Source organism: Streptomyces sp. MNU89, assembly GCF_020982505.1.
Taxonomy (GTDB): Bacteria; Actinomycetota; Actinomycetes; order Streptomycetales; family Streptomycetaceae; genus Streptomyces; species Streptomyces xinghaiensis.
In genome coordinates, this window is record NZ_JAJKLL010000001.1 from 4,392,758 (window position 1) to 4,416,609 (window position 23,852).

The following is a 23,852-nucleotide window of genomic DNA, read 5'->3' on the forward strand; positions in this document are numbered from 1 at the left end:
CGGCCTCGAACCGCGGCCCGCCCCGGCCGCCCCGTTCAGTCCGTCCCCGTTCCCAGCCACCCCGCGAGCTTGCCGCCCCGGGCCACCGCCCGCAGCCGCTTCTCCGCGGCGTCCCGCACCGGGTCGGTGGCGACGACCAGGAGTTCGTCCCCGCGGCGCAGCACGGTCGTCGGGTCCGGGACGAAGCTCTCGCCGTCCCGGACGACGAGGGTGACCGCCGCCCCCGGCGGCAGCCGCAGCTCTCCGACCTCCACGCCGTGCATCCGGGAGTGCTCGGCGACCGTGGTCGACAGCAGATGCCCGCGCAGCCGCTCCAGCGGGGCCGACTCGATGCCGAGGTCCGCCGCCGCCTCGGGGTCCCGGAGCCGCAGCCACCGGGCGACCCAGGGGAGTGTCGGGCCCTGGAGCAGGGTGTAGACGATCACCAGCAGGAAGACGATGTTGAACAGCCGCCCGCTTCCGCGCACCCCGGCCACCATCGGGATGGTGGCGAAGACGATCGGCACCGCGCCGCGCAGTCCGGCCCAGGAGAGCAGTGCCTGCTCCCGCCACGGCATCCGGAACGGCAGGCAGCTGAGCAGGACGGACAGTGGCCGGGCGACCAGGGTCAGCACCAGTCCGACGACCACCGCGGGCCAGATGTCGTCCACCAGTTCGTGCGGGGTGACCAGCAGGCCGAGCAGGATGAACATGCCGATCTGGGCCAGCCAGCCGAGCCCGTCGGCGAAACCGCGGGTCGCCGGCGCGTGCGGCAGTTTCGCGTTGCCGAGGACCAGCGAGGCGAGATAGACGGCGAGGAAGCCGCTGCCGTGCGCCAGGGCGCCGGCCGCGTAGGCGGTGACGGCGATCGCCATCACGGCGATCGGGTAGAGACCGGAGGCGGGCAGGGCGACGTGCCGCAGGGCGAGCGCGCCGAGCCAGCCGACCGCCAGGCCGATGGCCGCGCCGATGGCCAGTTCGAGGACGATCTTCCCGATCAGCAGATACCAGGCGTCGATCGGGCCGGCGGTGGCGAAGGCGACGACCAGGATGACCACGGGTGCGTCGTTGAAGCCGGACTCCGCCTCCAGCGCGCCGGTCAGCCGGGACGGCAGCGGCACTCTGCGCAGGACGGAGAAGACGGCCGCCGCGTCGGTGGAGGACACCACCGCGCCGATGATGAGCGACTGCCGCCAGTCCAGGCCGACGAGATAGTGCGCACCGGCGGCGGTGATCCCCACGCTGGCGGCGACGCCGACGGTGGAGAGCGCGGCGCCCACCGGCAGCGCCGGTCTGATCTCGTGCCACGCGGTCCCGAGACCGCCCTCCGCGAGGATCACGACCAGGGCGGCATAGCCGATCACCTGGGTCAGTTCGGGATCGCTGAAGTCGATCCCGAGCCCGTCGGTGCCGATCGCCACACCGATGCCGAGGTAGACGAGCAGGCTGGGAAGCCCGGACCGCGAGGAGATCCGTACCGCCGCCACCGCGACGAGCAGCACGACGGAACCGAGCAGCATGAGTTCGTTCAGCTGATGGATAGTCAGGGGCCTGGACCCTTCCGTGATGTATCGGACGGTTTGTCCCGCGTGAGCGACCGGAACTTCATTGCCTTACCTAATATTTTACGGGTTCTTGACGCCGCCGTGAGCCGTACCGCCGGACTTGACTCCGTGTAGGGGCGACCGCGTACCTGCGCCTACAGTTGCTCCAGCACTCCCAGGACCACCCTGCCCCGCGAAGGACAGCGATGCCCGCCAACACAAACGGCCCTTCCGGCAAGAAGAAGAGGGGCCGCGCGCGGCTTCTCGTGATCGCGATCGTGCTGGCCCTCGTGGCGGGTGTCGGCTACGGCGCGTTCTGGAGCGTGAGCACCGTCCGCGCGTCCTTCCCGGAGACCACCGGCTCGATCCGCCTCAAGGGCCTGTCCGGGCCGGTCGAGGTGAAACGGGACGGCCACGGCATCCCGCAGATCTACGCCAGCAGCGACGAGGACCTCTTCCGCGCGCAGGGTTATGTGCAGGCCCAGGACCGCTTCTGGGAGATGGACGTCCGGCGTCATCTCACCGCCGGCCGGCTCTCCGAGATGTTCGGCGCGAGCCAGGTCGAGACCGACGCCTTCCTGCGCACCCTCGGCTGGCGCCAGGTCGCGGAGAAGGAGTACGAGACCAAGCTCTCCGCCCGGACCAAGAAGTACCTCCGGGCGTACGCGGACGGCGTCAACGCCTACCTCGCCGAGCACGAGGGCGCCGCGCTCTCCGTCGAATACGCGGCGCTCGGCTTCACCAACGACTACAAGCCCGAGGCGTGGGACCCGGTGGACTCGGTCGCCTGGCTCAAGGCCATGGCCTGGGACCTGCGCGGCAATATGCAGGACGAGATCGACCGCTCCCTGATGACGACCCGGTTCTCCGAGAAGCAGATAGACCAGCTGTACCCGGAGTACCCCGCGGACCGGAACAAGCCGATCGTGCGTGACGGCGCGGTCGGCGAACTGACGGACGAATTCGACCCGGAGGCCGCCGCCGCGGACGCCGGCACCGGCGCCGGCACGGGCGTTCCCGGGGCCGGCACAGGCACCGGCGGTACGGGCACGGGCACCGGCGGTACGGGCACGGGCACAGGCGGCGCGGGCACCGGCACCGGCCTGCAGTCCCAGCTCGGCGCCCTCTCCAAGACCCTGGAGGAGATCCCCGCCCTCCTCGGCCCCAACGGCGACGGCATCGGCTCCAACTCCTGGGTGGTCTCCGGCAAGCACACCACCACCGGCAAGCCCCTGCTCGCCAACGACCCGCACCTGGCACCGCAGATGCCGTCCCTCTGGTACCAGATGGGCCTGCACTGCCGCTCCGTGAGCGACAAGTGCCGTTACGACGTCGCGGGCTTCACCTTCTCCGGCATGCCGGGCGTGATAATCGGCCACAACCAGAAGGTCTCCTGGGGCTTCACCAACCTCGGCGCCGACGTCACGGACCTCTACCTGGAGAAGGTCACCGCGGACGGCTACCTCTACGACGGCAAGCAGAAGCCGTTCACCACCCGCAAGGAGACCATCAAGGTCGCGGGCGGCGCCGACCGCCGGATCACCGTCCGCAGCACCGGCAACGGCCCGATCGTCTCCGACCGAAGCGACGAGATGGACGACGTCGGCAGAACCGCGCCCGTCACCACCGGCTCGCCCGACCGCGCCAGCGGCTACGCCGTCTCCCTCCGCTGGACCGCCCTCACCCCGGGCCGCTCCATGGACGCCGTCTTCGCCCTCAACGAGGCCGCCGACTTCGACCAGTTCCGCAAGGCCGCCCGGCTCTTCGACGTCCCCGCGCAGAACCTCCTCTACGCGGACACCGACGGCCACATCGGCTACCAGGCGCCGGGCCGCATACCCGTCCGCGGCAAGGGCGACGGCCGCTACCCGGCCCCGGGCTGGGACCCGGAGTACCGGTGGACCGGCTACGTCCCCCAGTCCGCGCTCCCCTGGGAGAAGGACCCCGGCCGCGGCTACATCGTCACCGCCAACCAGGCCGTCATCGACCCGGAGAAGTACCCCTACCTCCTCACCGAGGACTGGGGTTACGGCGCCCGCAGCCAGCGGCTCGACAATCTGATCCAGTCGAAGATCAAGGACGGCGGCAAGATCTCGACCAAGGACATGCAGACCATGCAGATGGACGACAGCAGCGAGATCGCCAAGCTGCTGACGCCCTACCTGCTCAAGATCGACATCGAGGACCCGTACATCCGCGAGGCGCAGAAGCTGCTGGAGGGCTGGGACTACACCCAGGACTCCGACTCCGCGGCCGCCGCCTACTTCAACGGTGTCTGGCGCTACACCCTCAAGCTCGCCTTCGGCAACAAGCTGCCCAAGGAGCTGCGGGTCACCGGCGAATGCCTGCGCGTGCCGCCCGCCGACGACTCCGGCCCGCTCGAGGATCTGGACGGCGACTCCCTGGTCCGCGAGTGCGGCGAGCGGGCGCGGGACGCGGCCCAGCCGGACGGCGGCGACCGCTGGTTCGAGGTGGTCCGCTCCATCCTGGAGGACGAGGACAACGCCTGGTGGAAGACGAGCACCCGCCCCGACTCCGGTGCCGGCGACCGCGACAAGCTGCTGAAGCAGGCCATGGAGGACGCCCGCTGGGAGCTGACGGCCAAGCTCGGCAAGGACATCGACAGCTGGAGCTGGGGCCGCCTCCACCAGCTGACGCTGCGCAACCAGACGCTGGGCATCAAGGGCCCCGCCGTGCTCCGCTGGGCGCTCAACCGCGGCCCGTGGAACCTCGGCGGCGGTGAGGCCGCGGTCAACGCGACCGGCTGGAACGCGGCCGGCGGCTACGGCGTCGTCTGGGTGCCGTCGATGCGGATGATCGTCAACCTCGCGGACCTCGACAAGTCCAAGTGGATCAACCTCTCCGGGGCGTCGGGGCACGCGTACAACACGCACTACAGCGACCAGACGTCCAAGTGGGCCACGGGTGAACTGCTGCCCTGGGTGTTCAGCAAGAAGGGCGTCGAGAAGGCGACCGAGGACACGCTGGCGCTCATCCCCTGACCCCGCCGCGGGTCTCCGGCTCCGCCGGGCCCCACGCCCTCCACCACCGGCCCCGGTGCACCGCGCGAACACGGTGCACCGGGGCCGGTGGCGCGCGGGGGCCCGGCGCGGCGCACCCGCCACGGTCATGCCCCGAAGCGGCGCACCCCCGAGGGCGTGACGGCCGCCTGGACGGGCCGGTCGTGAGCCTCGGCGGGCACGTCCTCCAGCACCTCGTCCTCGTACACCAGAACGATCAGCGCCGGGTCCACCCCGGCCTCCGCCAGCCGCTCCAGCACCCGGTCGTACGAACCGCCGCCGCGCCCCAGCCGCAGCCCCCGCCCGTCCACCGCGAGCCCCGGCAGCAGCAGCGCGTCGGCCTCCAGCACGGCCCGCAGCCCCAGCGGCTCGCCGGCCGGCTCCCGCAGCACCATCCGGCCCGCCCGCCCGGCCGCCACCAGCCGCTCCGGACCCTCGTACGGCGCCCAGTCGAGATCGTCGTCGTCGCGCAGGACGGGCAGCAGCACCCGCACCCCCCGCGCGCGCAGCGCGTCCAGCAGCGGACCCGTCGCGGGCTCCCGGCCCACCGACACATAGGCGCCGACGGTGCGGGCGGAGGCGAGTTCGGGAAGGGCCAGGGCCTGACGCGCGAACGCGCCCCCGGCCACCGACACGTCATCTTCCGTCAACCGCGACCTCATCCGGCCGAGACCGTGCCGCAACTCCGCCTTGCGAGACTTCGGGGTGGACATCTGAGCCGGGAATCCTCTCGTATGCGGCCACACTTACCGGATCATCACGTTCCGCTCATACGTACCGGTTATGGTTCTCCGCATGACTGAATCGCGTACCCGGATCAGCAAGGCTGTCATTCCCGCAGCAGGACTCGGGACCCGCTTCCTCCCGGCCACCAAGGCCACTCCCAAGGAGATGCTGCCGGTCGTCGACAAGCCCGCGATCCAGTATGTGGTCGAGGAGGCCGTCACCGCCGGTCTCTCCGACGTCCTCATGGTCACCGGCCGCAACAAGCGCCCGCTGGAGGACCACTTCGACCGCAACTACGAGCTGGAGGAGATGCTCCGGCACAAGGGCGACGGGGACCGTCTCTCCCGTGTGCAGGAGTCCAGCGACCTCGCGACCATGCACTACGTCCGCCAGGGCGACCCCCGAGGGCTCGGCCACGCCGTGCTGTGCGCGGCCCCCCACGTCGGGCAGCAGCCCTTCGCGGTCCTGCTCGGTGACGACCTCATCGACCCCCGCGACCCGCTCCTGACCCGCATGATCGAGGCACAGGAACGGTACGGCGGCAGCGTCGTCGCCCTCCTGGAGGTCGACCCCGACCAGGTCCACCTCTACGGCTGCGCCGTGATCGAACCCACCGGCGACGACGACATCCACCGGGTCACCGGCCTCGTCGAGAAGCCCAGCCGCGAAGAGGCGCCCAGCAACTACGCGATCATCGGCCGCTACGTCCTCGACGCCGCAGTCTTCGACGTGCTGCGGAAGACGGAGCCCGGCCGCGGCGGCGAGATCCAGCTCACCGACGCCCTCCAGACCCTGGCCCAGAACCCGGACCTGGGCGGTCCGGTGCACGGCGTCCTCTTCAAGGGCCGCCGCTACGACACCGGCGACCGCGCCGACTACCTCCGCTCCATTGTCAGACTGGCATGCGAACGTGAGGATCTGGGACCGGACTTCCGGGACTGGCTTCGGAGGTACGTCGCGGAGGAGATGTAGCACCTTGAGCACCGCTGAACAGGCCGCAGAGCGCGGGGCCGCGCCCACCGGAGGCGCCGAGGAGCCCGAGGGCACCGCCGGCGCGGACGGCACCGCGGGTACGGCCGCCGGCCCGGAGGGCGGCGTCCCGTCCCCGCCCCCGGACCACCAGGGCGGAACGGGAGCAGCACCGCGCGTCTGGAGTGTCGACGAGCATCTGGCCGACATCCTCCGGCACGTCCAGCCGCTCGAACCGCTGGAGCTCCAGATCCTCGACGCCCAGGGCTGTGTCCTCGTCGAGGACGTCACCGCCGCCGTGGCCCTGCCGCCGTTCGACAACAGCTCCATGGACGGATACGCCGTCCGCACCGCCGACGTCGTCGACGCGACCGGGGAATCCCCGGCGGTGCTCACCGTCATCGGTGACATCGCGGCGGGCAGCGGCAGGCTGCCCACCATCAGGCCCGGGGAGGCGGCCCGCATCATGACGGGCGCCCCCCTGCCGCCCGGCGCCGACACGGTGGTGCCGGTCGAGTGGACCGACGGCGGCGCCGGCGGCGGCCCCGCCACCGCCATGAGGGCCCACAGCGCGGCCCCCGAGGGCGCCGGCGGCGAAGTCAGCGTGCACCGCCCCGCGGAGGCCGGGCAGCACATCCGCCCCCGGGGCGGTGACGTCTCCGCCGGCGCCCCGGTGCTGTCCGCCGGCACGGTCCTCGGCCCGCCGCAGATCGGGCTGCTCGCCGCCATCGGCCGCGCCACCGTCCGGGTCCGCCCCCGCCCGCGGGTGGTCGTCATGTCCACGGGCAGCGAACTCGTCCCGCCCGGAACGCAGTTGGGGCCCGGCCGGATCCACGACTCCAACAGCTTCGCGCTGACGGCCGCGGCCCGCGACGCCGGGGCCATCGCCTACCGGGTCACCGCCGTCGCCGACGACGCGGCCTCCCTGCGCACCGCGGTCGAGGACCAGCTCCTCCGGGCCGACCTCGTCGTCACCAGCGGCGGCGTCAGCGTCGGCGCCTACGACGTCGTGAAGGAGGCCTTCTCCGGCGACGCCACCGTCCCCGCGGACCGGCCCGCGGAGCAGCGGGCGGAGACGGACACCGGACCGGACACGGAAGCGACTGCGGAGCCGGACGCGGAGCCGGACGAGAAGGCGGAAGCCGGCCCGGCCGCGGTGGCGCCCCCGGGCCCCGGCCGCGTCGACTTCCGCAGACTCGCCATGCAGCCCGGCAAACCGCAGGGCTTCGGCCGCATCGGACCCGACCGCACCCCGCTGCTGGCCCTCCCCGGCAACCCCGTCAGCGCGTATGTCTCCTTCGAGCTCTTCGTCCGCCCCGCGATCCGCGCGCTCATGGGCTTCGCACCGGACGGGCGCGAGACCGTCCGCGCGATCTGCCCCGAGGGCATCGCCTCCTCGCCCGAGGGCAAGCGGCAGTTCCTCCGCGGCCGCTACGCGGACGGCGTGGTCACCCCGGTCGGCGGCCCCGGCTCCCATCTGGTCAAGGCGCTCGCCGACGCCGACGCCCTGATCGTCGTCCCGGAGGACACCACCTCGGTCCCGCCCGGCAGTGAGGTGGAGGCCATCCTGCTGCGCTGAACCGGGAAAGCCCCGGTACGGTTGCTGCCCTGGAAGCACCGGACCGGGAGAACGATGAGCAGCGCCCAGCAGCACCTCACCCACCTCGACGCCCGGGGCGCCGCCCGCATGGTCGACGTCTCCGCGAAGGACGTCACCGCGCGCGCCGCCCGAGCGAGCGGCCGTGTGCTCGTCTCCCCGCGCGTCGTCGAACTGCTGCGCGGTGAGGGTGTCCCCAAGGGCGACGCCCTCGCCACCGCGCGCATCGCGGGCATCATGGGGGCCAAGCGCACCCCCGACCTGGTCCCGCTCTGCCACCCGCTGGCCGTCTCCGGGGTGAAGGTCGAACTCTCCGTCGCCGACGACGCCGTGGAGATCCTGGCCACCGTGAAGACCACGGACCGCACCGGTGTCGAGATGGAGGCGCTGACCGCCGTCACCGTCGCCGCTCTGACGGTGGTGGACATGGTGAAGGCCGTCGACAAGGCGGCGGTCATCACGGACGTACGAGTCGAGGAGAAGACCGGCGGCAAGTCCGGCGACTGGTCGCGCCCCTCCGGCGGCGCCCCGTCCACCGGCCCCGCGGCCGATGCCCCCGGCGGCGCCCGTCCGTCCGGGGAGGGCACCGCATGAGCGGCTACCGGGCCCTGGCCGTCACCGTGTCGAACCGCGCCTCCGCGGGTGTGTACGCCGACAAGGGCGGCCCGCTGCTGGCCGAGGGGCTGACCGCGATGGGCTTCGCCACCGACGGTCCCCGGGTCGTCCCCGACGGCGAGCCGGTCGAAACGGTCCTGCGGGAGGCCGTCGCCGCCGGATACGACGTGGTGCTCACCACCGGCGGAACCGGTATCTCGCCGACCGACCGCACGCCGGAGATGACCCGCCGGGTGCTCGACCGCGAGATCCCCGGCATCCCCGAGGCCCTCCGTGCCGAGGGCCTGGCCAAGGTGCCGACCGCCGTGCTCTCCCGCGGACTGGCCGGAACCGCCGGCGGCACGCTGATCGTCAACCTCCCCGGCTCCACCGGCGGGGTCCGGGACGGCCTCGCCGTTCTCGGCAGGCTGCTCGTGCACGCCGTCGACCAGCTCCGCGGCGGCGACCACCCCCGGCCCGCGGCGGACGACGGCGGCCCCCGCGGCCCCGGACGGCGGCAAGACCCCCCGGGCACACCGATGACTCCCCTCTGGCCGGCGGTCCTGACCGACGGCGACGTCACCCTGCGCCCGATCCGCATGCGTGACCAGCGGGACTGGCGCGAGGTCAACCGCCGCAACCGCGACTGGCTGCGGCCCTGGGAGGCGACCATCCCCCCGCCGGTGGCGGGCGGCCCGTCGGCGCAGCGACCGACCTACCGTCAGATGGTGCGGCATCTGCGCTCCGAGGCGAACGCGGGCCGGATGCTGCCCTTCGTCATCGAGTACCGGGGCCGGCTGGCCGGGCAGTTGACGGTCGCGGGAATGGCCTGGGGCTCCATGTGCTCCGGCCATATCGGCTACTGGGTGGATCGGGAGGTCGCCGGGCGCGGGGTCACACCGACGGCTGTCGCGCTCGCCGTGGACCATTGCTTCCGTACGGTGGGTCTGCACCGCGTCGAGGTGTGCATCCGGCCCGAGAACGGGCCGAGCCGCCGTGTCGTCGAAAAGCTCGGATTCCGCGAGGAAGGGCTGCGCCCGCGCTATCTCCACATCGACGGCGACTGGCGCGACCACCTGGTCTTCGCCCTCACCACGGAGGACGTCCCCGGAGGACTGCTGGCCCGCTGGCACCGGGTCAGGCCCGGGACAGCCCACAAATAAAAAATATGTTCGATATTAAGCGGCAATAAAGCACATTCCCCGTCAGCCCGTCCTGGCAATCGGAAAAAAAGTTCGGGTTATCAGCCAGATCGTGCGACACACCGTGGCAATTGGCGGATGGCCTTGTGAAAACCCCTCTACCGTGTGAGGCGTGAGCAGCAGCGGCCTCATCTACGCAGTCATTGTCGGGGCCTGGGCCGCCTACCTGGTGCCGATGTGGCTCCGTAGGCAGGACGAACTCAACGAGGCTCGTCCCACGGAACGCTTCTCCACCGCCATCCGGCTGCTGTCCGGACGGGCCGGTATGGAGCGCCGTTACGCCAAGGACCTGGAGGAGCGCCACTCCGGCGAAGCGGACGACCACGTCGTTCCCGCCGAACCGGAACCGCGCACCGCCGACCCGGAAGCGCCGACCGACACGGTCGACGTCCGGGCCTTCGCCCTGTCCGCGGCCATGCCCGTCCCCGAGCCGCTGCGCGTCGGCGACGAGCCCGCGCCGCCCGCGGCGGACGAGGCGTCCGCCGGGCAGGACAGCCGCCGCGCCGTCTCCGTCGCCGAACGGGCCCGCCGCTCCAAGGTCCTCGCCCGCCGCCGCCGGACCACCATGGTGCTGTTCCTGGCCTTCGCGCTGGGCGCGGTCGTCGCCGCGGTCGGCGGGCTCGCCTTCCTGTGGGCCCCCGCCGTCCCGGCCGTGCTGCTCAGCTCGTACATCGTCCACCTGCGGGCGCAGGAGCGCCGCCGCTTCGCCTTCACCATGGACCGGCGGCGCGCCGAGGCCGCCGCCCAGCGGCTGCGCGAGCGCGGCCCGCGCGGTGCCCGGCAGCCGGCACGGCCCGCGGCGGCCGACGACGCGGCGGCCGGCGAGGAGCCCGGTCCGGCGGCGGACCCCGAGCCCGCTCCCGCGTCCCCGCACACGGCGGGCCGCCGCGCCCTCGTCGAGCAGACCGATCACGCCGAGTGGGTCGACCAGCAGCGCGAACGCGTCCGGTCGGAGGGCGAGAGCTGGGAGCCGGTCCCGGTACCGCTGCCCACCTACGTGACGGCCCCGGTCGCCCCCCGCGCCACCGGCGGCGTGGACCTCGACGCCCCGGACGCCTGGAGCTCGGCCCGCTCCAGCGCGGCCGGACAGCCGGCCGACGAGCCGTCCGCCGATCCCCGGCCCCAGCCGGAGCCGGGGTCCGGTCCCGCCGCGCGCGAGAGCCGCCGCGAGCGCGGGCGCCGCTCCCGTGACCGGGGCCGCACCCCGCTCTTCGACCAGTACGCGGACGAGGACCGGCCGCGCGCCGCGAACGAATGATCCCCGGCCGGCTTCCGGCCGTTGGCCCGCCCGGGCCCGCCGGCGGACGCGGTGACCAGCGCGGGAACGGATTTCCAAGCGGCCCGGCCGGGATGCTAGAGTTCCTCACGTCGCAAGGGCCTGTGGCGCAGTCTGGTAGCGCACCTCGTTCGCATCGAGGGGGTCTGGGGTTCAAATCCCCACAGGTCCACAGCGGTCAGAGCCCCTGCCGGAGAGATCCGGCAGGGGCTTCTTCGTGCGCTACGGCAGTAAGGGACAGCGGATGAGCGCAGCCGCGGCGGCTACTCGTGATCTTGCTTGCCCCGGTGTCCGCCCGGCTCGTGTGGTGCCTGACGCGTCGCCTCGGACAGCGCTCGCGTAGGGCTTCCCCGCGCCGCCGGGCGCCGCTCCGGGGCCTCCCGGTCCTGGCAGACGGGCGGCGGCGTGTTTTGTCAGGAGCATTGACATACCCCTGGCCCGGACTTACGTTCCCTGCGTCGAAGCGCTTCGATGAATTCTTCGAATCGCTTCGACGGGGGTGGCCTCCCCACACCACCCATTCCTGCTCTGATCCACTCTCCCGGAGGAAGCGGATGTTGAAGGCACGGAAGCGCGGGGCGGGCCTGCTGGCAGCCGCCCTCGCGGGAGCCCTGACCCTGGCGCTGAGCGGCTGCGGCGGCTCGGACGGCACGACCGCGGGCGACGGAAAGACGCTGAGGCTCTGGCACTACGAGGGCCCGGACAGCGCCATGGGCCAGGCCTGGGCCGAGGCCGTCGAGGAGTTCGAGAAGACCCATCCCGGGGTGAAGGTCGAGTTCGAGGAGAAGGGCTTCGAACAGATTCAGAAGACCGCCCCGATGATCCTCAACTCCGACGACGCCCCGGACCTCATGGAGTACAACAAGGGCAACGCCACGGCCGGCCTGCTCTCGCGGCAGGGGCTGCTGACCGACCTGAGCTCCGAGGCGTCCGCGCGCGGCTGGGACAAGAAGCTCAGCGACAGCGTCGAAACCACCAGCCGGTACAACGCGGACGGCGTGATGGGCTCCGGCAAGTGGTACGGGGTCCCCAACTACGCCGAGTACACGATGGCGTACTACAACAAGGACCTCTTCGAGAAGCACGACGTCGACGTCCCCACCACCTTCGGTGAACTCACCGACGCGCTCGCCGCGTTCAAGGCCAAGGGCATCACCCCGCTCGACAACGCCGGCGCCGAGTACATAGCCCACCAGTACGTCTACCAGCTGGCCCTCTCCGAGGCCGACCGCTCCTGGGTGGACGCCTACGAGCTCTACCAGGGCAGGACCGACTTCCACGACGAGGCCTGGACCCACGCCGCCGAGACCTTCGCCGACTGGGTGAAGAAGGGCTACATAGCCAAGAACTCCAGCGGGACCAAGGCCGAGGACGCGGGTGTCGCCTTCATCTCCGGCAAGTACCCCATCCTCTTCTCCGGCAGCTGGTGGTTCGGCCGCTTCCAGAGCGAGATCGACTCCTTCGACTGGGGCACCTTCCTGTGGCCCGGCTCGGACCTCACCCTGGGCTCCGGCGGCAACCTCTGGGTGGTCCCCAAGGGCGCGAAGAACAAGGAACTCGCGTACGACTTCATCGACATCACGATGACGAAGAAGATCCAGAACCTGCTCGGCAACAAGGGCGGCGTCCCCGTCGCCGCCGACCCCTCCGCCATCACCGACCAGCAGTCGAAGACCCTCATCGAGAACTTCAACACGCTGTCCGAGAACGACGGCCTGGCCTTCTACCCGGACTGGCCCGTCCCCGGCTTCTACGACGTCCTCGTCTCCGAGACCCAGAAGCTGATCACCGGCAGCGCCACCACCGACCAGTACCTGGACGCCCTGCAGAAGGCGTACGACGCGGGCGCTCCGAAGCAGTGAGCACCGTCGCCAAGCGTCCCGCGGCCCGCCGGAGCGGAGTGCTCCGGCGGGTCCGCGGCGGCCACCACCCCGCCCGCCGTGACTCCTACGCCGCCTTCCTGCTCCCCGGCACGCTCGCCTTCCTCGCCGTCGTCATCCTCCCGTTCGCCATGAACACCGGCATCAGCTTCACCGACTGGCGGGGCGTGGGCACGCCCGACTGGATCGGCCTGGACAACTACCGCCGGCTCGCCGGTGACGCCGCCTTCTGGGAGTCCTTCCGGCACAGCGTCGCCATGGTCGTCGCGATGGCCGTGCTCCCCACCGCCCTCGGCCTGGTGCTGGCGGCCGCGCTCTTCGACTTCATCGGCAAACACTTCGGCTCCCGCTGGGCGGCCGTCCTGCGGGCCTGCTTCTACCTTCCGCAGGTGCTGCCGATCGCCGTCGCCGGCATCGTCTGGTCCTGGATCCTCGCCCCCGAGAACGGTTCCCTCAACGAGCTGCTGAAGGCGGTGGGCCTCGGCTCCCTCCAGCAGGACTGGCTGGGCGACCCCGATCTCGCGCTCTACGGTGTGATGGCGGTGATGGTCTGGGTGCAGATCGGCTTCCCGCTGGTCGTCTTCATGGCGGGGCTGCAACGCGTCGACCCCGGGCTGTACGAGGCGGCCGAACTGGACGGCGCGGGCTGGTGGCGCCGGTTCTGGCACATCACCCTGCCGCAGATCCGGCCGGAGATCTACGTCGTCCTGGTGTGGTGCACCATCGCCGCGCTGAAGGTCTTCGGCGCCGTCTACGTCCTGACCAAGGGCGGCCCGGGCGGTGCCACCAACGTCCCCTCCTACTTCTCCTTCCAGAACTTCTTCGAGAAGACGCAGGTGGGTTACGGCTCGGCGGTGTCCACCGTGCTCACCGCTCTCATCCTGGCGCTGGCCCTGGCCGGGCTGCGCCTCCAGACCAGGGCGGAGGACGAAGACCGGTGACCACCACAGCCATCCGCCGTTACCCGGTGCTCGTCGCGATGTGCGTGGGTGCCGCGTTCATGGTGCTGCCGTTCGTCATCGTGACACTCAACGCCGTCAAGTCCCCGGCCGAGTACAGTGCCGGCGGCCCGCTCAGCCTTCCGGAGGGGCTTTACCTCGACGGGCTGAAGGACTTCTGGCAGCGCGTCGACTTCGGCCAGAAGCTCGTCAACTCCGTACTGATCAGCGGGTCGGTGGCGGCCGGCGCCGTGGTGCTGTCGGTGCTGAACGCGTACGCGATCGGCATCGGGCGGATCAAGGGCCGTCCGTATGTGCTGGCCTTCTTCGTGCTGGCCAACATGCTGCCGCAGGAAGCACTGGTCTACCCGGTCTACTACCTGTCGAAGCAGGTGGGGCTCTACGACACCAGACTCAGTGTGATCATCGTCTTCACGGTGGTCCAGGCCGCCTTCGGAACGTATCTGCTCGCCTCCGTCCTGGGCTCCTTCCCCCGGGAGGTCATCGAGGCGGCGAGGATCGACGGGGCGAACAAGTGGCAGGTGCTGTGGCGGGTCGTCGTCCCCGTCAGCCGGCCCACCATCGGCGTGCTGCTGGTCTTCTTCTTCATCTGGACGTGGAACGAGTTCCTGCTGCCGCTGGTCATGCTGATCTCCAACGACAACCAGACGGTCTCCGTCGCGCTCGGCGTACTCCAGGGACAGCGGCTCATGGACGCCACGATGACCAACGCCGCCGCGCTGCTCGGCGTCCTCCCGGCGATCGTCTTCTTCCTCCTCTTCCAGCGGACCCTGACCCGCGGCATCGCCGTGGGAGCGGTCAAGTGACCCGGGTTTCCGCTGCGACCCCCCACCATGTGAGCCGAAAGGGCTGACGCATGAAGTTCACCGACGGCTACTGGCTGATGCGCGAGGGCGTGACCGGCTCCTACCCGGTCGAAGTCCTCGACGTCACCACGGGCCCGGGCACGCTGGAGATCCACGCGCCCACCCGTCCGATCCGCCACCGGGGCGACCTCCTCAAAGGCCCCGTCGTCACGATCTCCTGCACCTCACCCATGCCGGACGTGATCGGCGTCCGCCTCACCCACTTCGCGGGCGGCACCGACACCGCACCGCACTTCCCGCTCTCCGCACAGGAGGGCTTTCTCCCCGAGGTCTCGTACGACGGGGAGGAGGCGGTCCTCACCTCCGGCAGCCTGTCGCTGACCGCCGGCCGCAAGGGCCCGTGGGCCCTGGACTTCCGGGCCGGCGGGCGGACGCTCACCACCAGCGGTGTCAAGGGCATGGGCATCATGGAGACCGGCGACGGCGGCCACTATCTGCGCGAGCAGCTCGACCTGCGGGTCGGGACCAGCGTCTACGGGCTCGGGGAGCGCTTCGGCCCGCTGGTGAAGAACGGCCAGGCCGTCGACGTCTGGAACGCCGACGGCGGCACCTCCAGCGAACAGTCCTACAAGAACGTGCCGTTCTACCTCACCGACGCCGGCTACGGGGTCTTCGTCGACCACCCGGGCCGGGTCTCGTTCGAGGTGGGCTCCGAGGCCGTCTCCCGGGTCCAGTTCAGCGTCGAGGGCCAGGAACTGCAGTACTACGTCATCCACGGGCCCACACCGAAGGAGATCCTCCGCAAGTACACCGCCCTCACCGGGCGCCCGGCCCTGCCACCCGCCTGGTCCTTCGGGCTCTGGCTGTCCACGTCCTTCACCACCGACTACGACGAGGAGACCGTCACCTCCTTCGTGGCGGGCATGGCCGAGCGCGGACTCCCGCTCTCCGTCTTCCACTTCGACTGCTTCTGGATGCGCGAGTTCCACTGGTGCGACTTCGAGTGGGACAGCCGCGTCTTCCAGGACCCCGAAGGGATGCTGCGCCGGCTGAAGGAACGCGGCCTGCGGATCTCCGTCTGGATCAACCCGTACATCGCCCAGCGCTCGCCGCTCTTCGCCGAGGGCCGCGACCACGGCTATCTGCTGCGCAGGCCGGACGGCAGCGTCTGGCAGTGGGACCTGTGGCAACCCGGCATGGCGCTGGTGGACTTCACCGATCCGGAGGCCCGCGCCTGGTACGCGGGCAAGCTGAAGCGGCTGCTCGACATGGGCGTGGACTGCTTCAAGACCGACTTCGGGGAGCGGATACCCACCGGTGTCGTGTACGCGGACGGCTCCGACCCGGAGCGGATGCACAACTACTACACCCAGCTCTACAACGAGACCGTCTTCGAACTGCTGCGCCGCGAGCGCGGTGAGGGCGACGCCGTCGTCTTCGCCCGCTCGGCGACCGTGGGCGGCCAGCGCTTCCCCGTGCACTGGGGTGGCGACTGCGAATCCACCTACGAGTCGATGGCCGAGTCACTGCGCGGCGGACTGTCGCTGGGACTCTCCGGCTTCGGCTACTGGTCGCACGACATCGGCGGATTCGAAGGCACCCCGGATCCGGCTCTGTTCAAGCGGTGGATCGCCTTCGGGATGCTCTCCTCGCACAGCCGGCTGCACGGCTCGTCCTCCTACCGCGTGCCGTGGCTGTTCGACGAGGAGGCGGTGGACGTCCTGCGGGTCTTCACCCGGCTCAAGCTGCGGCTGATGCCCTACCTGGCCGAAGTGGCCCGGCAGGCCCACACCGGGGGCATCCCGATGATGCGGGCCATGGCGCTGGAGTTCCCGGACGACCCGGCCTGCGCACACCTGGAACGGCAGTACATGCTCGGTCCCGACCTGCTGGTCGCACCGGTCTTCTCGGACGGCGGCGAGGTCGCGTACTACGTGCCCGAGGGGACCTGGACCCATCTCCTGTCCGGGGACCGGGTCACCGGGCCGCGGTGGGTGCGCGAGACCCACGGCTTCCTCAGCGCGCCGGTGCTGGTCCGGCCCGGCGCCGTGCTCCCGCTCGGCGCGGTGGACGACCGGCCCGACTACGACTGGGCGGACGGGGTCACGCTCCGGGCGTACGGTCTCGCGGACGGCGCCGAGGTGACGGTGCGGGTGCCGCCGGAGGCCGAGTACACCGTGCGGCGGGAGGGGGAGGAAGTGCGGGTCACCGCGCGCGGCACGGAGGGGAGACCCTGGCACCTGGTCACCGACGGCTCCGGGGAGGATGTCCGGCATGGTCAAGATCACTGACGTGGCCCGGCATGCCGGGGTCTCGCCCAGCACCGTCAGCTACGCGCTGAACGGCAAACGGCCCATATCGGAGGAGACCCGCCGCCGGATCGAGGCCAGTATCCGGGAACTGGGCTACCACCCGCACGCGGGGGCGCGTGCCCTGGCCGGTGCCCGCTCCCACACGCTCGCCCTCGTCATGCCGCTGCGGAGCGGTGTCCATCTGCCGGTCGTTACGCAGTTCGCGATGTCGGTCGTCACCGCGGCGCGCCGTCACGACCACGATGTGCTGCTGCTCACCGGGGAGGAGGGCGAGGACGGGCTGCGGCGCGTCGCGGACAGCGCGCGCGCCGACGGTTTCGTCGTCATGGACGTACAGATGAACGACCGCAGACTGCCGTTACTGCGCACCCTGCGGCGGCCGTCGGTGCTCATCGGCTTTCCCGCCGAACCGGCCGGCCTGACCTGCGTCGACCTCGACTTCCGGGCGGTCGGCGAGGCATGTGTCGAGCACCTGGCCCTGCTCGGCCACCGCCGCGTGGCGCTGCTCGGCTCACCGCCGGAGGTCTACGAACGGGGGACCGGCTTCGCGCGGCGCGTCGAGGACGGCTTCACGGCCGCCGCGGACCGGAACGGCCTCGCCGCCGCGGTCCATCCCTGTGAGGCCGATCCGGCGGCCGCGCCGGCCCTGGTGCGGCGGCTGCTCGGGGAGGACCCCCCACCCACCGGTGTGGTGATCCACAACGAGGCGATGCTGGGCCCGCTGACGGACGCGCTCCGCGCGGAGGGCCTCCGGGTGCCGGGGGACCTGTCGATGGTGGCCGTCTGCCCCGACGAACTGGCGGAGCGCTCCTCCGTCCCGCTGACCTCGGTGGCCATCCCGGCGGCCGAACTCGGCGCGCGGGCCGTGGACCTGCTGATACGGCAGCTCGCCGGCGATCCCGTGCCGGAGTCCACGCTCCTGCCGCCGCGGCTGACGGTCCGGTCGAGCACGGGATCCCGGGGATAGCGGCACCCGGGGGACAGCGGCGGCCCGGGGCGCCCGGCCCCGGGCCGTGCGCCCGGTGCGGCGGCCGCTCGGCGGACGGGCCGTTCAGACAGCCGGGTCGGACGGGCCGGGAGGCTGGTTGCCGCCGGGTGCGCCGCCCTGCTGCTGCGCGGCCTGCTGCTCCTCCACGGACTGGTGGACCTTCTCCATGTCCAGGTCGCGGGCCTGGCCGATGATGTCCTCCAGGGCCGGCTCGGGCAGGGCCCCCGGCTGGGCGTACACCGCGACGTTCTCCCGGACGACCATCAGCGTCGGGATGGACTGGATGTTGAAGGCCGCCGCGAGCTCGGGCTGGGCCTCCGTGTCGACCTTGGCGAAGACCAGGTCGGAGTGGCGGTCGGCGGCCTTCTCGTACACGGGTGCGAACGTGCGGCAGGGGCCGCACCAGGAGGCCCAGAAGTCGATCAGGACGAAGTCGTTGGCGGAGACGACCTCGTCGAAGTTCTCCTTGGTCAGCTCGACCGTGCTCATATGTCCTACCTGCTTCCAGAGACGTCTTTGTTCGATGTGTTCGTTCTGTTCGGTCCTGCCGGAACCCCGCCGGCTGCCGTTTCCGGGGACCGGGCTTCCGGAGATCAGGGGGAGCCTGTCCGGATCCCGCCGGTTCATGTGACCGACTTCCCGGAGCGTTGTGAGGATGGCCGGAAAGGGCACTCGGAAGACCCACGAGTACCCGGATACGGAGAGGCGGAACAGGGATGAGCCGGACGCCGGACGCGAGCGCGGCTGGAGCGGTGGAACCGCCCGAGCCAGGAGGAAACGGAGGGGCAGCAGGGCCGGAGGGGACGGGGGAGCGGCACGGGGCACCCGGTACGGCGCCCGGTCCCGGCCGGACCCCTTCCGGGACCGGTGCGCACAGTCCCCGGGCGCCCCGCGAGCAGGTGTACGACGTGATCGTGCTCGGCGGAGGCGCCGTCGGTGAGCACGCCGCCGGGAGCGCCCGTGCCGCCGGACTGTCCGTCGCCGTGGTGGAGAGCGAACTGCTCGGCGGCGACTGCTCGTACTGGGCGTGCATGCCCAGTAAGGCCCTGCTGCGGCCGGTCTCCGCGCTCGCCGCGGCGCGGGGCGTCGCGGGCTCGCGGGAGGCGGTCACCGGGCCCCTCGCCCCGGGGCCCGTACTCGACCGGCGGGACGCCTTCGTGTCGCACTGGGAGGACGGCGGGCAGGTGGACTGGCTGCTGTCCGAGGGCGCCGAGCTGGTCCGGGGGCACGGGCGGCTCGACGGGCCGCGGCGGGTGGTCGTCCGTCCGGCCGAGGGGCCCGAGCACATCCTGACCGCGCGGCACGCCGTGGTGGTGGCCACGGGCAGCCGGCCCCGGCTGCCGGAACTGCCGGGGCTGCCCGGCGCGCGGCCGTGGACCAGCCGGGAGGCCACCAGCTCGCGGGAGATCCCGGAACGGCTGGCCGTGGTGGGCGGTGGCGTGGTCGCCGTGGAGATGGCCTGTGCCTGGCAGGCCCTCGGCTCCTCCGTCACGATGTTCGTCCGCGGTGAGGAACTGCTGCAGCGGATGGAGCCCTTCGTGGGCGAACTGGTGGCCGAAGGGCTGGCGGCGGCCGGGGTGGAGATCCGCACCGGGGTGAGCGTGGCCGAGGTGCGGCGGGCGTCGGCCGGCAGCACGGTGACGCTGGTGCTGGACGGCGTCGGGGAGAGCGAGGCCGACGAGGTGCTGTTCGCCACCGGGCGGGAACCGCGCACCGAGGACATCGGGCTGGAGACGGTCGGTCTGCGCCCCGGGTCGTGGCTGGAGGCCGACGACTCCTGCCGGGTCGGGGGCGTGGACGGCGACTGGCTGTACGCGATCGGTGACGTCAACCGGCGGGCGCTCCTCACCCACCAGGGCAAGTACCAGGCCCGGATCGCCTCGGCGGCCATCGCCGCCCGCGCGCTGGGCGGCGGGGCCCTGGAGACCCGGGCGGCCGAGGACACCGGGCGCTGGGGCGCGCACGCGGCGACGGCGGACTCGGCGGCGGTGCCGCAGGTGGTGTTCGGGGAGCCGGAGGCGGCGTCCGTCGGGCTGACCACCGCGGAGGCCGAGCGCCGGGGGTACCGGGTGCGGGCCGTGGACCAGGACCTGGGCGCCGTCGCCGGCGCCGGTCTGTACGCGGACCACTACCGCGGGCGGGCCCGGATGGTCGTCGACCTGGACCGGGAGGTGCTCCTCGGGGCGACCTTCGTGGGGCCCGGCGTGGCGGAGCTGCTGCACTCGGCGACGGTCGCGGTGGCGGGCGAGGTGCCGATCGACCGGCTGTGGCACGCGGTCCCGGCCTTCCCGACGATGAGCGAGGTCTGGCTGCGGCTGCTCCAGCGGTACCGGCAGAGCACGACGGCACGGGGCTGACGCGGGCCGGGGCGCCCCGGCCCGCCTCCGGCCCGGTCCGAGGGCCAACCCTCAGCGGCCCTCGGCCGCCGCGGGCCCCGCTCCCGCCGTGTGGCGGAGCCCGGCGGCCGGGCCGTCGTCGTCCGGGGCGCCGGCGGGGACGGTGAGCGGTTTGGCGAAGCAGCGGCTGTTCGGCTCGCAGCGGTAGTAGCCGAACTTCGCGGTCGGCAGGTAGCCGCAGGAGGTGTAGAGGGCGATCGCCTCCGGCTGCTTGGTGCCGGTCTCCAGAACCATGCGGGCCCGGCCCGCCTCCCGGGCAATCTCCTCCAGCACGGTCAGCAGCCGCCGGGCGAGGCCCCGGCCGCGTGCCTCGGGGACCACGTACATCCGCTTCAGCTCGGCGTCGCCGTCCCGGTACCCCTCGGGGCTGTGGTCCTGCGCGCGCCAGCCGCCGGTGGCCAGCGGGGTGCCGTCCGGGTCGTAGGCGATGAGGTACAGGCCGGCCGGCGGGTCGAACTGGGCGGGGTCCATCTCCGTGAGGTCCGGGTCGCCGTAGCGCTCGGTGTACTCGAGCTGGACGCGGTCGTTCAGCTTTCGGGCATCGGGATGGTCGAGGCGCACGGTACGGAGCTGCATGGGCGCAATCGTACGGATGTCCCGGGCGGTCGGGGAGCGCAGCCCGCATCCCGGTATCGTGCGCTGGTGCTCACTGTGACCAGCGTGAATGTGAACGGACTCCGCGCCGCGGCCAAGAAGGGCTGGGTGGAGTGGCTGGCGGAGACCGCCGCCGATGTGATCTGCCTCCAGGAGGTGCGCGCCGAGCCGGCGCAGCTGCCGGACGGCGTCCGGGAACCGGAGGGCTGGCACACCGTCCACGCGCCCGCCGCCGCCAAGGGCCGCGCCGGGGTCTCCGTCTACTCGCGCCGGGCCCCCGAGGCGGTGCGGATCGGCTTCGGCTCGGAGGAGTTCGACGCCGCCGGCCGGTACGCGGAGATCGACCTGCCCGGCATCACGGTCGGCAGCCTGTACCTGCCCTCCGGCGAGGTCGGCACCGAGCGGCAGGCGGAGAAGGAACGCTTCATGGCCGAGTTCCTGCCGTATCTGGCCGGGCTGCGGGAGCGGGCGGCGGCCGGCGGGCGCGAGGTGCTCGTCTGCGGCGACTGGAACATCGCCCACCGGGAGGCCGACCTCAAGAACTGGCGGGCCAACCGCAACAAGGCCGGATTCCTCCCCGAGGAGCGCGCCTGGCTCACCCGGGTCTACGAGGAGGCCGGCTACGCGGACGTGGTGCGGGAGCTGCACCCGGGCGTGGACGGGCCGTACTCGTGGTGGTCTTACCGGGGCCGGGCCTTCGACAACGACAGCGGCTGGCGCATCGATCTCCACGCCGCGACGCGGCGGCTGGCCGAGCGCGCCCTCAAGGCGGAGGTCGAACGGGCGGCGAGCCACGATCTGCGCTGGTCGGACCACGCACCGGTGACGGTCACCTACGACGTCCGGGGGCCCGGGGAAGGCTGACCGGGAGGCCGAGCGCGGTCTCGCCGTCAACCTCCGCTGCCCATTTGTCCCCGGAAGAGGCCCGTGGGGATGGGCGGTTCCGGCTCTTCTTACCTACTCTGGGCGGATCGCTACGGCCGCGCGAGGCCTTCCCGGTCCCGCGAGAAGGAAGGAGCGCCATGCCCCGGAAGAAGCTCACCGCGAGGCGGCACACGCTCAGCCACCGAGTCCGTTATGCGTTGCGCCATCCCGCCCGGGTGCCCCGGTACGCGGCCCGGGCCGGCCGGGACGCCTGGCTGCGGTTCCGCTCGCCCGACCACATCGCGTACTACCGCGCGGTGATGCGCTCGGACACGGCCGCCAGTCCGGACGCGGCGGTCGGCAGCCAAAGCCATGAGCGCTGGCTGGCGCTGGGGGCGATGCAGTTCGACTACCTCGCCGGGCACGGGCTGCGGCCGGAGCACCGGATGCTGGAGATCGGCTGCGGCAATCTGCGGGCCGGCTGGCGCTTCATCGACCACCTGGACACCGGCCACTACTACGGCATCGACATCTCCCCGGACATCCTGTTCGCCGCCCAGGACACCCTCGTCCGCTGCGGGCTGCGGGAGAAGCTGCCGACGCTGACGCCGGTACGCGATCTGACGTTCGCCTTCCTCCCGGACGCGTACTTCGACGTGGTGCACGCCCACAGCGTCTTCTCGCACTCCCCGCTGCCGGTGATCGAGGAGTGCTTCGCGCACGTCGGGCGGATCCTGGCACCCGGCGGCTGGTTCGACTTCACGTTCGACCGCACGGAGGCGGAGGAGCACCACGTCCTGCGCGAGGATTTCTACTACCGGACGGAGACGCTGACCGCCCTCGCGGAGAAGCACGGCCTGTCGGCACGGTTCATGGAGGACTGGGAGAAGCTCCCGCACGGGCAGTCGAAGATCCGTGTGACGCACGGGCCGGAGGCGGCGCGGCGCTCCGGCGAGCGGCTCGACGGCGGGGAGACGGTGAGCGGGGCGGCTCCGGCCTGACCCGGGCCGCCCCGGCCCGGCCCGCCGCGGCGGTCACGGCGCGGCCGGATCCGGGCCCCCCGGTCCGCCGGGGCCGCCCGGGGCCCGCGGCCCGGGGGTGCGGGCCGTGCGCCAGTCGTCCACCTCGGCCTGGATGCGGCGCTCCATCGCCATCGCGAGCTCGGCGTCCACGACGACCTTCGCGATCGGGCGCAGCCGCTCCACGGTCTCGGTGATCCGCTCGACCTCCGCCGCGCTCAGCGGCCGCGAGGTGTCGGTGTGGTCCAGAAGGCCGGAGAGGACGTGGGTGCGGAAGAGGCCGGTGAACACCCCGGCGAGCGCTTCGGCGTGCACGCGGACCTCTCGGGCGGCGGCGAGGACGGAGGCGAGCGGCACCCCCTCGTCGACCAGCGCGCTGGAGGCCTCCAGCAGCCGGCGGCTGACGTGCACCACCTCGTCGCCGTCCAGGGCGACGTAGCCGAGGTCCAGGGTGGCCTGGAGGTTCTCGGTGGTGACATCGCCCTCGAAGTGGTCGGCCAGTTCCTCCGGGGAGAGCCGGACCGGGGTCTCCTCGGACCAGGGGACGCTCAACGCGCCTTCCAGGCCGAGGAGTTCGCGCACGTCCCGGCCGCTCTCGAAGGCGGCGAGCAGATCGGCGATACCGCCGAGGGTGTGACCGCGGTCGAGCAGGGCGGCGATGGTCCGTAGCCGCGCCAGATGGTGCTCGTTGTACCAGGCGATACGGCCCTCGCGGCGCGGCGGCGGCAGCAGCTTGCGCTCGCGGTAGAAGCGCAGGGTGCGGACGGGCACACCGGCTGCGGTGGCCAGCTCCTCCATGCGGTACTCGCGCGGGGCGCCGTCCCCGCCGGTCCTGCCGTCCCCGCCGGTCCCGTCCGGCTGCCCGGTCGCGTCCACCCGCTCCGTCCCGCCTGTCCGCCCGGTCCCGTTCACCCGCAGCGTTCCGCCCGCCCCTCCGGCCCCGTGCTCGCCTCCGCCGCCCGGCCGGGTCCGCTCCTCCGGGCCCGCTCGGCGGCGCTCTGCGCATCCTCGTTCGCCACACCGGAAGCCTAGGCCCTGTCCGGTGGTTCCCCTCGGGTCCGCGGTGCCCGGCACCGCGCCTCGCCGCGTTGCCGGGTGCGCCCACGTGCGCCCGGGACGCGGGCGGC

The 23,852-nt window shown here is 72.2% G+C and carries 19 protein-coding genes, 1 tRNA gene and 1 pseudogene; 16 read left to right on the top strand and 5 right to left on the bottom strand.

The annotated features are described in order from the left end of the window. Positions 1–35 precede the first annotated feature (35 nt). A complete protein-coding gene (locus E4N63_RS18970) occupies positions 36–1,499 on the bottom strand; it encodes a potassium/proton antiporter (RefSeq protein WP_230241268.1) in 1,464 nt (487 codons plus the stop codon). Between the two features lie 230 nt (positions 1,500–1,729). On the opposite strand from E4N63_RS18970, the gene E4N63_RS18975 reads away from it, so the two are divergent. Next, positions 1,730–4,525, top strand: coding sequence for a penicillin acylase family protein (locus tag E4N63_RS18975; RefSeq protein ID WP_230241269.1), 2,796 nt, complete (start codon positions 1,730–1,732; stop codon positions 4,523–4,525). A gap of 125 nt (positions 4,526–4,650) precedes the next feature. On the opposite strand, the gene E4N63_RS18980 is transcribed toward E4N63_RS18975, so the two are convergent. Continuing rightward, positions 4,651–5,256 carry a 5-formyltetrahydrofolate cyclo-ligase gene (locus E4N63_RS18980; protein WP_230241270.1) on the bottom strand — a complete coding sequence of 202 codons (606 nt, stop codon included), beginning with the start codon at positions 5,254–5,256 and terminating at the stop codon, positions 4,651–4,653. 82 nt (positions 5,257–5,338) lie between these two features. On the opposite strand from E4N63_RS18980, the gene galU reads away from it, so the two are divergent. The 12 genes and pseudogenes from galU (at position 5,339) to E4N63_RS19040 (ending at position 17,831) form a co-directional block, all read left to right on the top strand. Continuing rightward, positions 5,339–6,241: a UTP--glucose-1-phosphate uridylyltransferase GalU gene (gene galU, locus E4N63_RS18985; protein WP_039824437.1), complete on the top strand. Its 903-nt coding sequence runs from the start codon at positions 5,339–5,341 to the stop codon at positions 6,239–6,241. A 4-nt stretch (positions 6,242–6,245) separates the two neighbouring features. After that, complete coding sequence (glp, locus tag E4N63_RS18990) at positions 6,246–7,817, top strand: gephyrin-like molybdotransferase Glp (protein ID WP_268271027.1); 1,572 nt, start codon at positions 6,246–6,248, stop codon at positions 7,815–7,817. A gap of 54 nt (positions 7,818–7,871) precedes the next feature. Next, positions 7,872–8,429, top strand: a complete 558-nt coding sequence (gene moaC / locus E4N63_RS18995) for a cyclic pyranopterin monophosphate synthase MoaC (protein WP_125623400.1) — start codon at positions 7,872–7,874, stop codon at positions 8,427–8,429. Further along, positions 8,426–8,842, top strand: a pseudogene (locus E4N63_RS19000) (molybdenum cofactor biosynthesis protein B); the annotation flags it as partial. The gene moaC and the pseudogene E4N63_RS19000, both read left to right, overlap by 4 nt. A gap of 126 nt (positions 8,843–8,968) precedes the next feature. Then, a complete protein-coding gene (locus E4N63_RS19005; protein ID WP_043467469.1) occupies positions 8,969–9,592 on the top strand; it encodes a GNAT family N-acetyltransferase in 624 nt (207 codons plus the stop codon). Positions 9,593–9,743: 151 nt separating this feature from the next. Continuing rightward, positions 9,744–10,889 carry a gephyrin-like molybdotransferase receptor GlpR gene (gene glpR, locus E4N63_RS19010; RefSeq protein WP_230241271.1) on the top strand — a complete coding sequence of 382 codons (1,146 nt, stop codon included), beginning with the start codon at positions 9,744–9,746 and terminating at the stop codon, positions 10,887–10,889. Between the two features lie 116 nt (positions 10,890–11,005). Next, positions 11,006–11,079 (top strand) — tRNA-Ala (locus E4N63_RS19015). A 382-nt stretch (positions 11,080–11,461) separates the two neighbouring features. After that, a complete protein-coding gene (locus E4N63_RS19020; protein WP_230241272.1) occupies positions 11,462–12,769 on the top strand; it encodes an ABC transporter substrate-binding protein in 1,308 nt (435 codons plus the stop codon). A gap of 38 nt (positions 12,770–12,807) precedes the next feature. Further along, positions 12,808–13,728 (top strand): carbohydrate ABC transporter permease, encoded by a 921-nt coding sequence (locus E4N63_RS19025; protein WP_230242554.1) that lies wholly within the window; start codon positions 12,808–12,810, stop codon positions 13,726–13,728. Between the two features lie 38 nt (positions 13,729–13,766). Next, the gene (locus E4N63_RS19030) at positions 13,767–14,552 is read left to right on the top strand and encodes a carbohydrate ABC transporter permease (protein WP_125623419.1); all 786 of its coding nucleotides are present in this window, start codon (positions 13,767–13,769) and stop codon (positions 14,550–14,552) included. A 50-nt stretch (positions 14,553–14,602) separates the two neighbouring features. After that, positions 14,603–16,843, top strand: coding sequence for an alpha-xylosidase (gene yicI / locus E4N63_RS19035; protein ID WP_230241273.1), 2,241 nt, complete (start codon positions 14,603–14,605; stop codon positions 16,841–16,843). Beyond that, positions 16,827–17,831: a LacI family DNA-binding transcriptional regulator gene (locus tag E4N63_RS19040; RefSeq protein ID WP_230241274.1), complete on the top strand. Its 1,005-nt coding sequence runs from the start codon at positions 16,827–16,829 to the stop codon at positions 17,829–17,831. The genes yicI and E4N63_RS19040 overlap by 17 nt, the downstream gene beginning before the upstream one ends. An 84-nt stretch (positions 17,832–17,915) precedes the next feature. Here E4N63_RS19040 and trxA read toward each other — a convergent pair whose 3' ends face one another. Continuing rightward, positions 17,916–18,341: a thioredoxin gene (gene trxA, locus E4N63_RS19045; protein ID WP_125623394.1), complete on the bottom strand. Its 426-nt coding sequence runs from the start codon at positions 18,339–18,341 to the stop codon at positions 17,916–17,918. Positions 18,342–18,751: 410 nt separating this feature from the next. On the opposite strand from trxA, the gene E4N63_RS19050 reads away from it, so the two are divergent. After that, positions 18,752–20,209 (top strand): NAD(P)/FAD-dependent oxidoreductase, encoded by a 1,458-nt coding sequence (locus E4N63_RS19050; RefSeq protein ID WP_230241275.1) that lies wholly within the window; start codon positions 18,752–18,754, stop codon positions 20,207–20,209. A gap of 51 nt (positions 20,210–20,260) precedes the next feature. Here E4N63_RS19050 and E4N63_RS19055 read toward each other — a convergent pair whose 3' ends face one another. Then, the gene (locus E4N63_RS19055) at positions 20,261–20,824 is read right to left on the bottom strand and encodes a GNAT family N-acetyltransferase (protein ID WP_230241276.1); all 564 of its coding nucleotides are present in this window, start codon (positions 20,822–20,824) and stop codon (positions 20,261–20,263) included. A gap of 66 nt (positions 20,825–20,890) precedes the next feature. Here E4N63_RS19055 and E4N63_RS19060 point away from each other — a divergent pair, with 66 nt between their 5' ends. Together E4N63_RS19060 and E4N63_RS19065 are read left to right on the top strand one after the other, a co-directional pair. Continuing rightward, on the top strand, positions 20,891–21,706 hold the full coding sequence (locus tag E4N63_RS19060; protein ID WP_185831167.1) for an exodeoxyribonuclease III: 816 nt from the start codon (positions 20,891–20,893) through the stop codon (positions 21,704–21,706). A 158-nt stretch (positions 21,707–21,864) separates the two neighbouring features. Beyond that, positions 21,865–22,707 carry a class I SAM-dependent methyltransferase gene (locus E4N63_RS19065; RefSeq protein ID WP_125623392.1) on the top strand — a complete coding sequence of 281 codons (843 nt, stop codon included), beginning with the start codon at positions 21,865–21,867 and terminating at the stop codon, positions 22,705–22,707. Between the two features lie 33 nt (positions 22,708–22,740). Here the strand turns inward: E4N63_RS19065 and E4N63_RS19070 are convergent, their stop codons facing one another. Further along, positions 22,741–23,523 (bottom strand): MerR family transcriptional regulator, encoded by a 783-nt coding sequence (locus E4N63_RS19070; protein WP_230242556.1) that lies wholly within the window; start codon positions 23,521–23,523, stop codon positions 22,741–22,743. Positions 23,524–23,852: the final 329 nt, after the last annotated feature.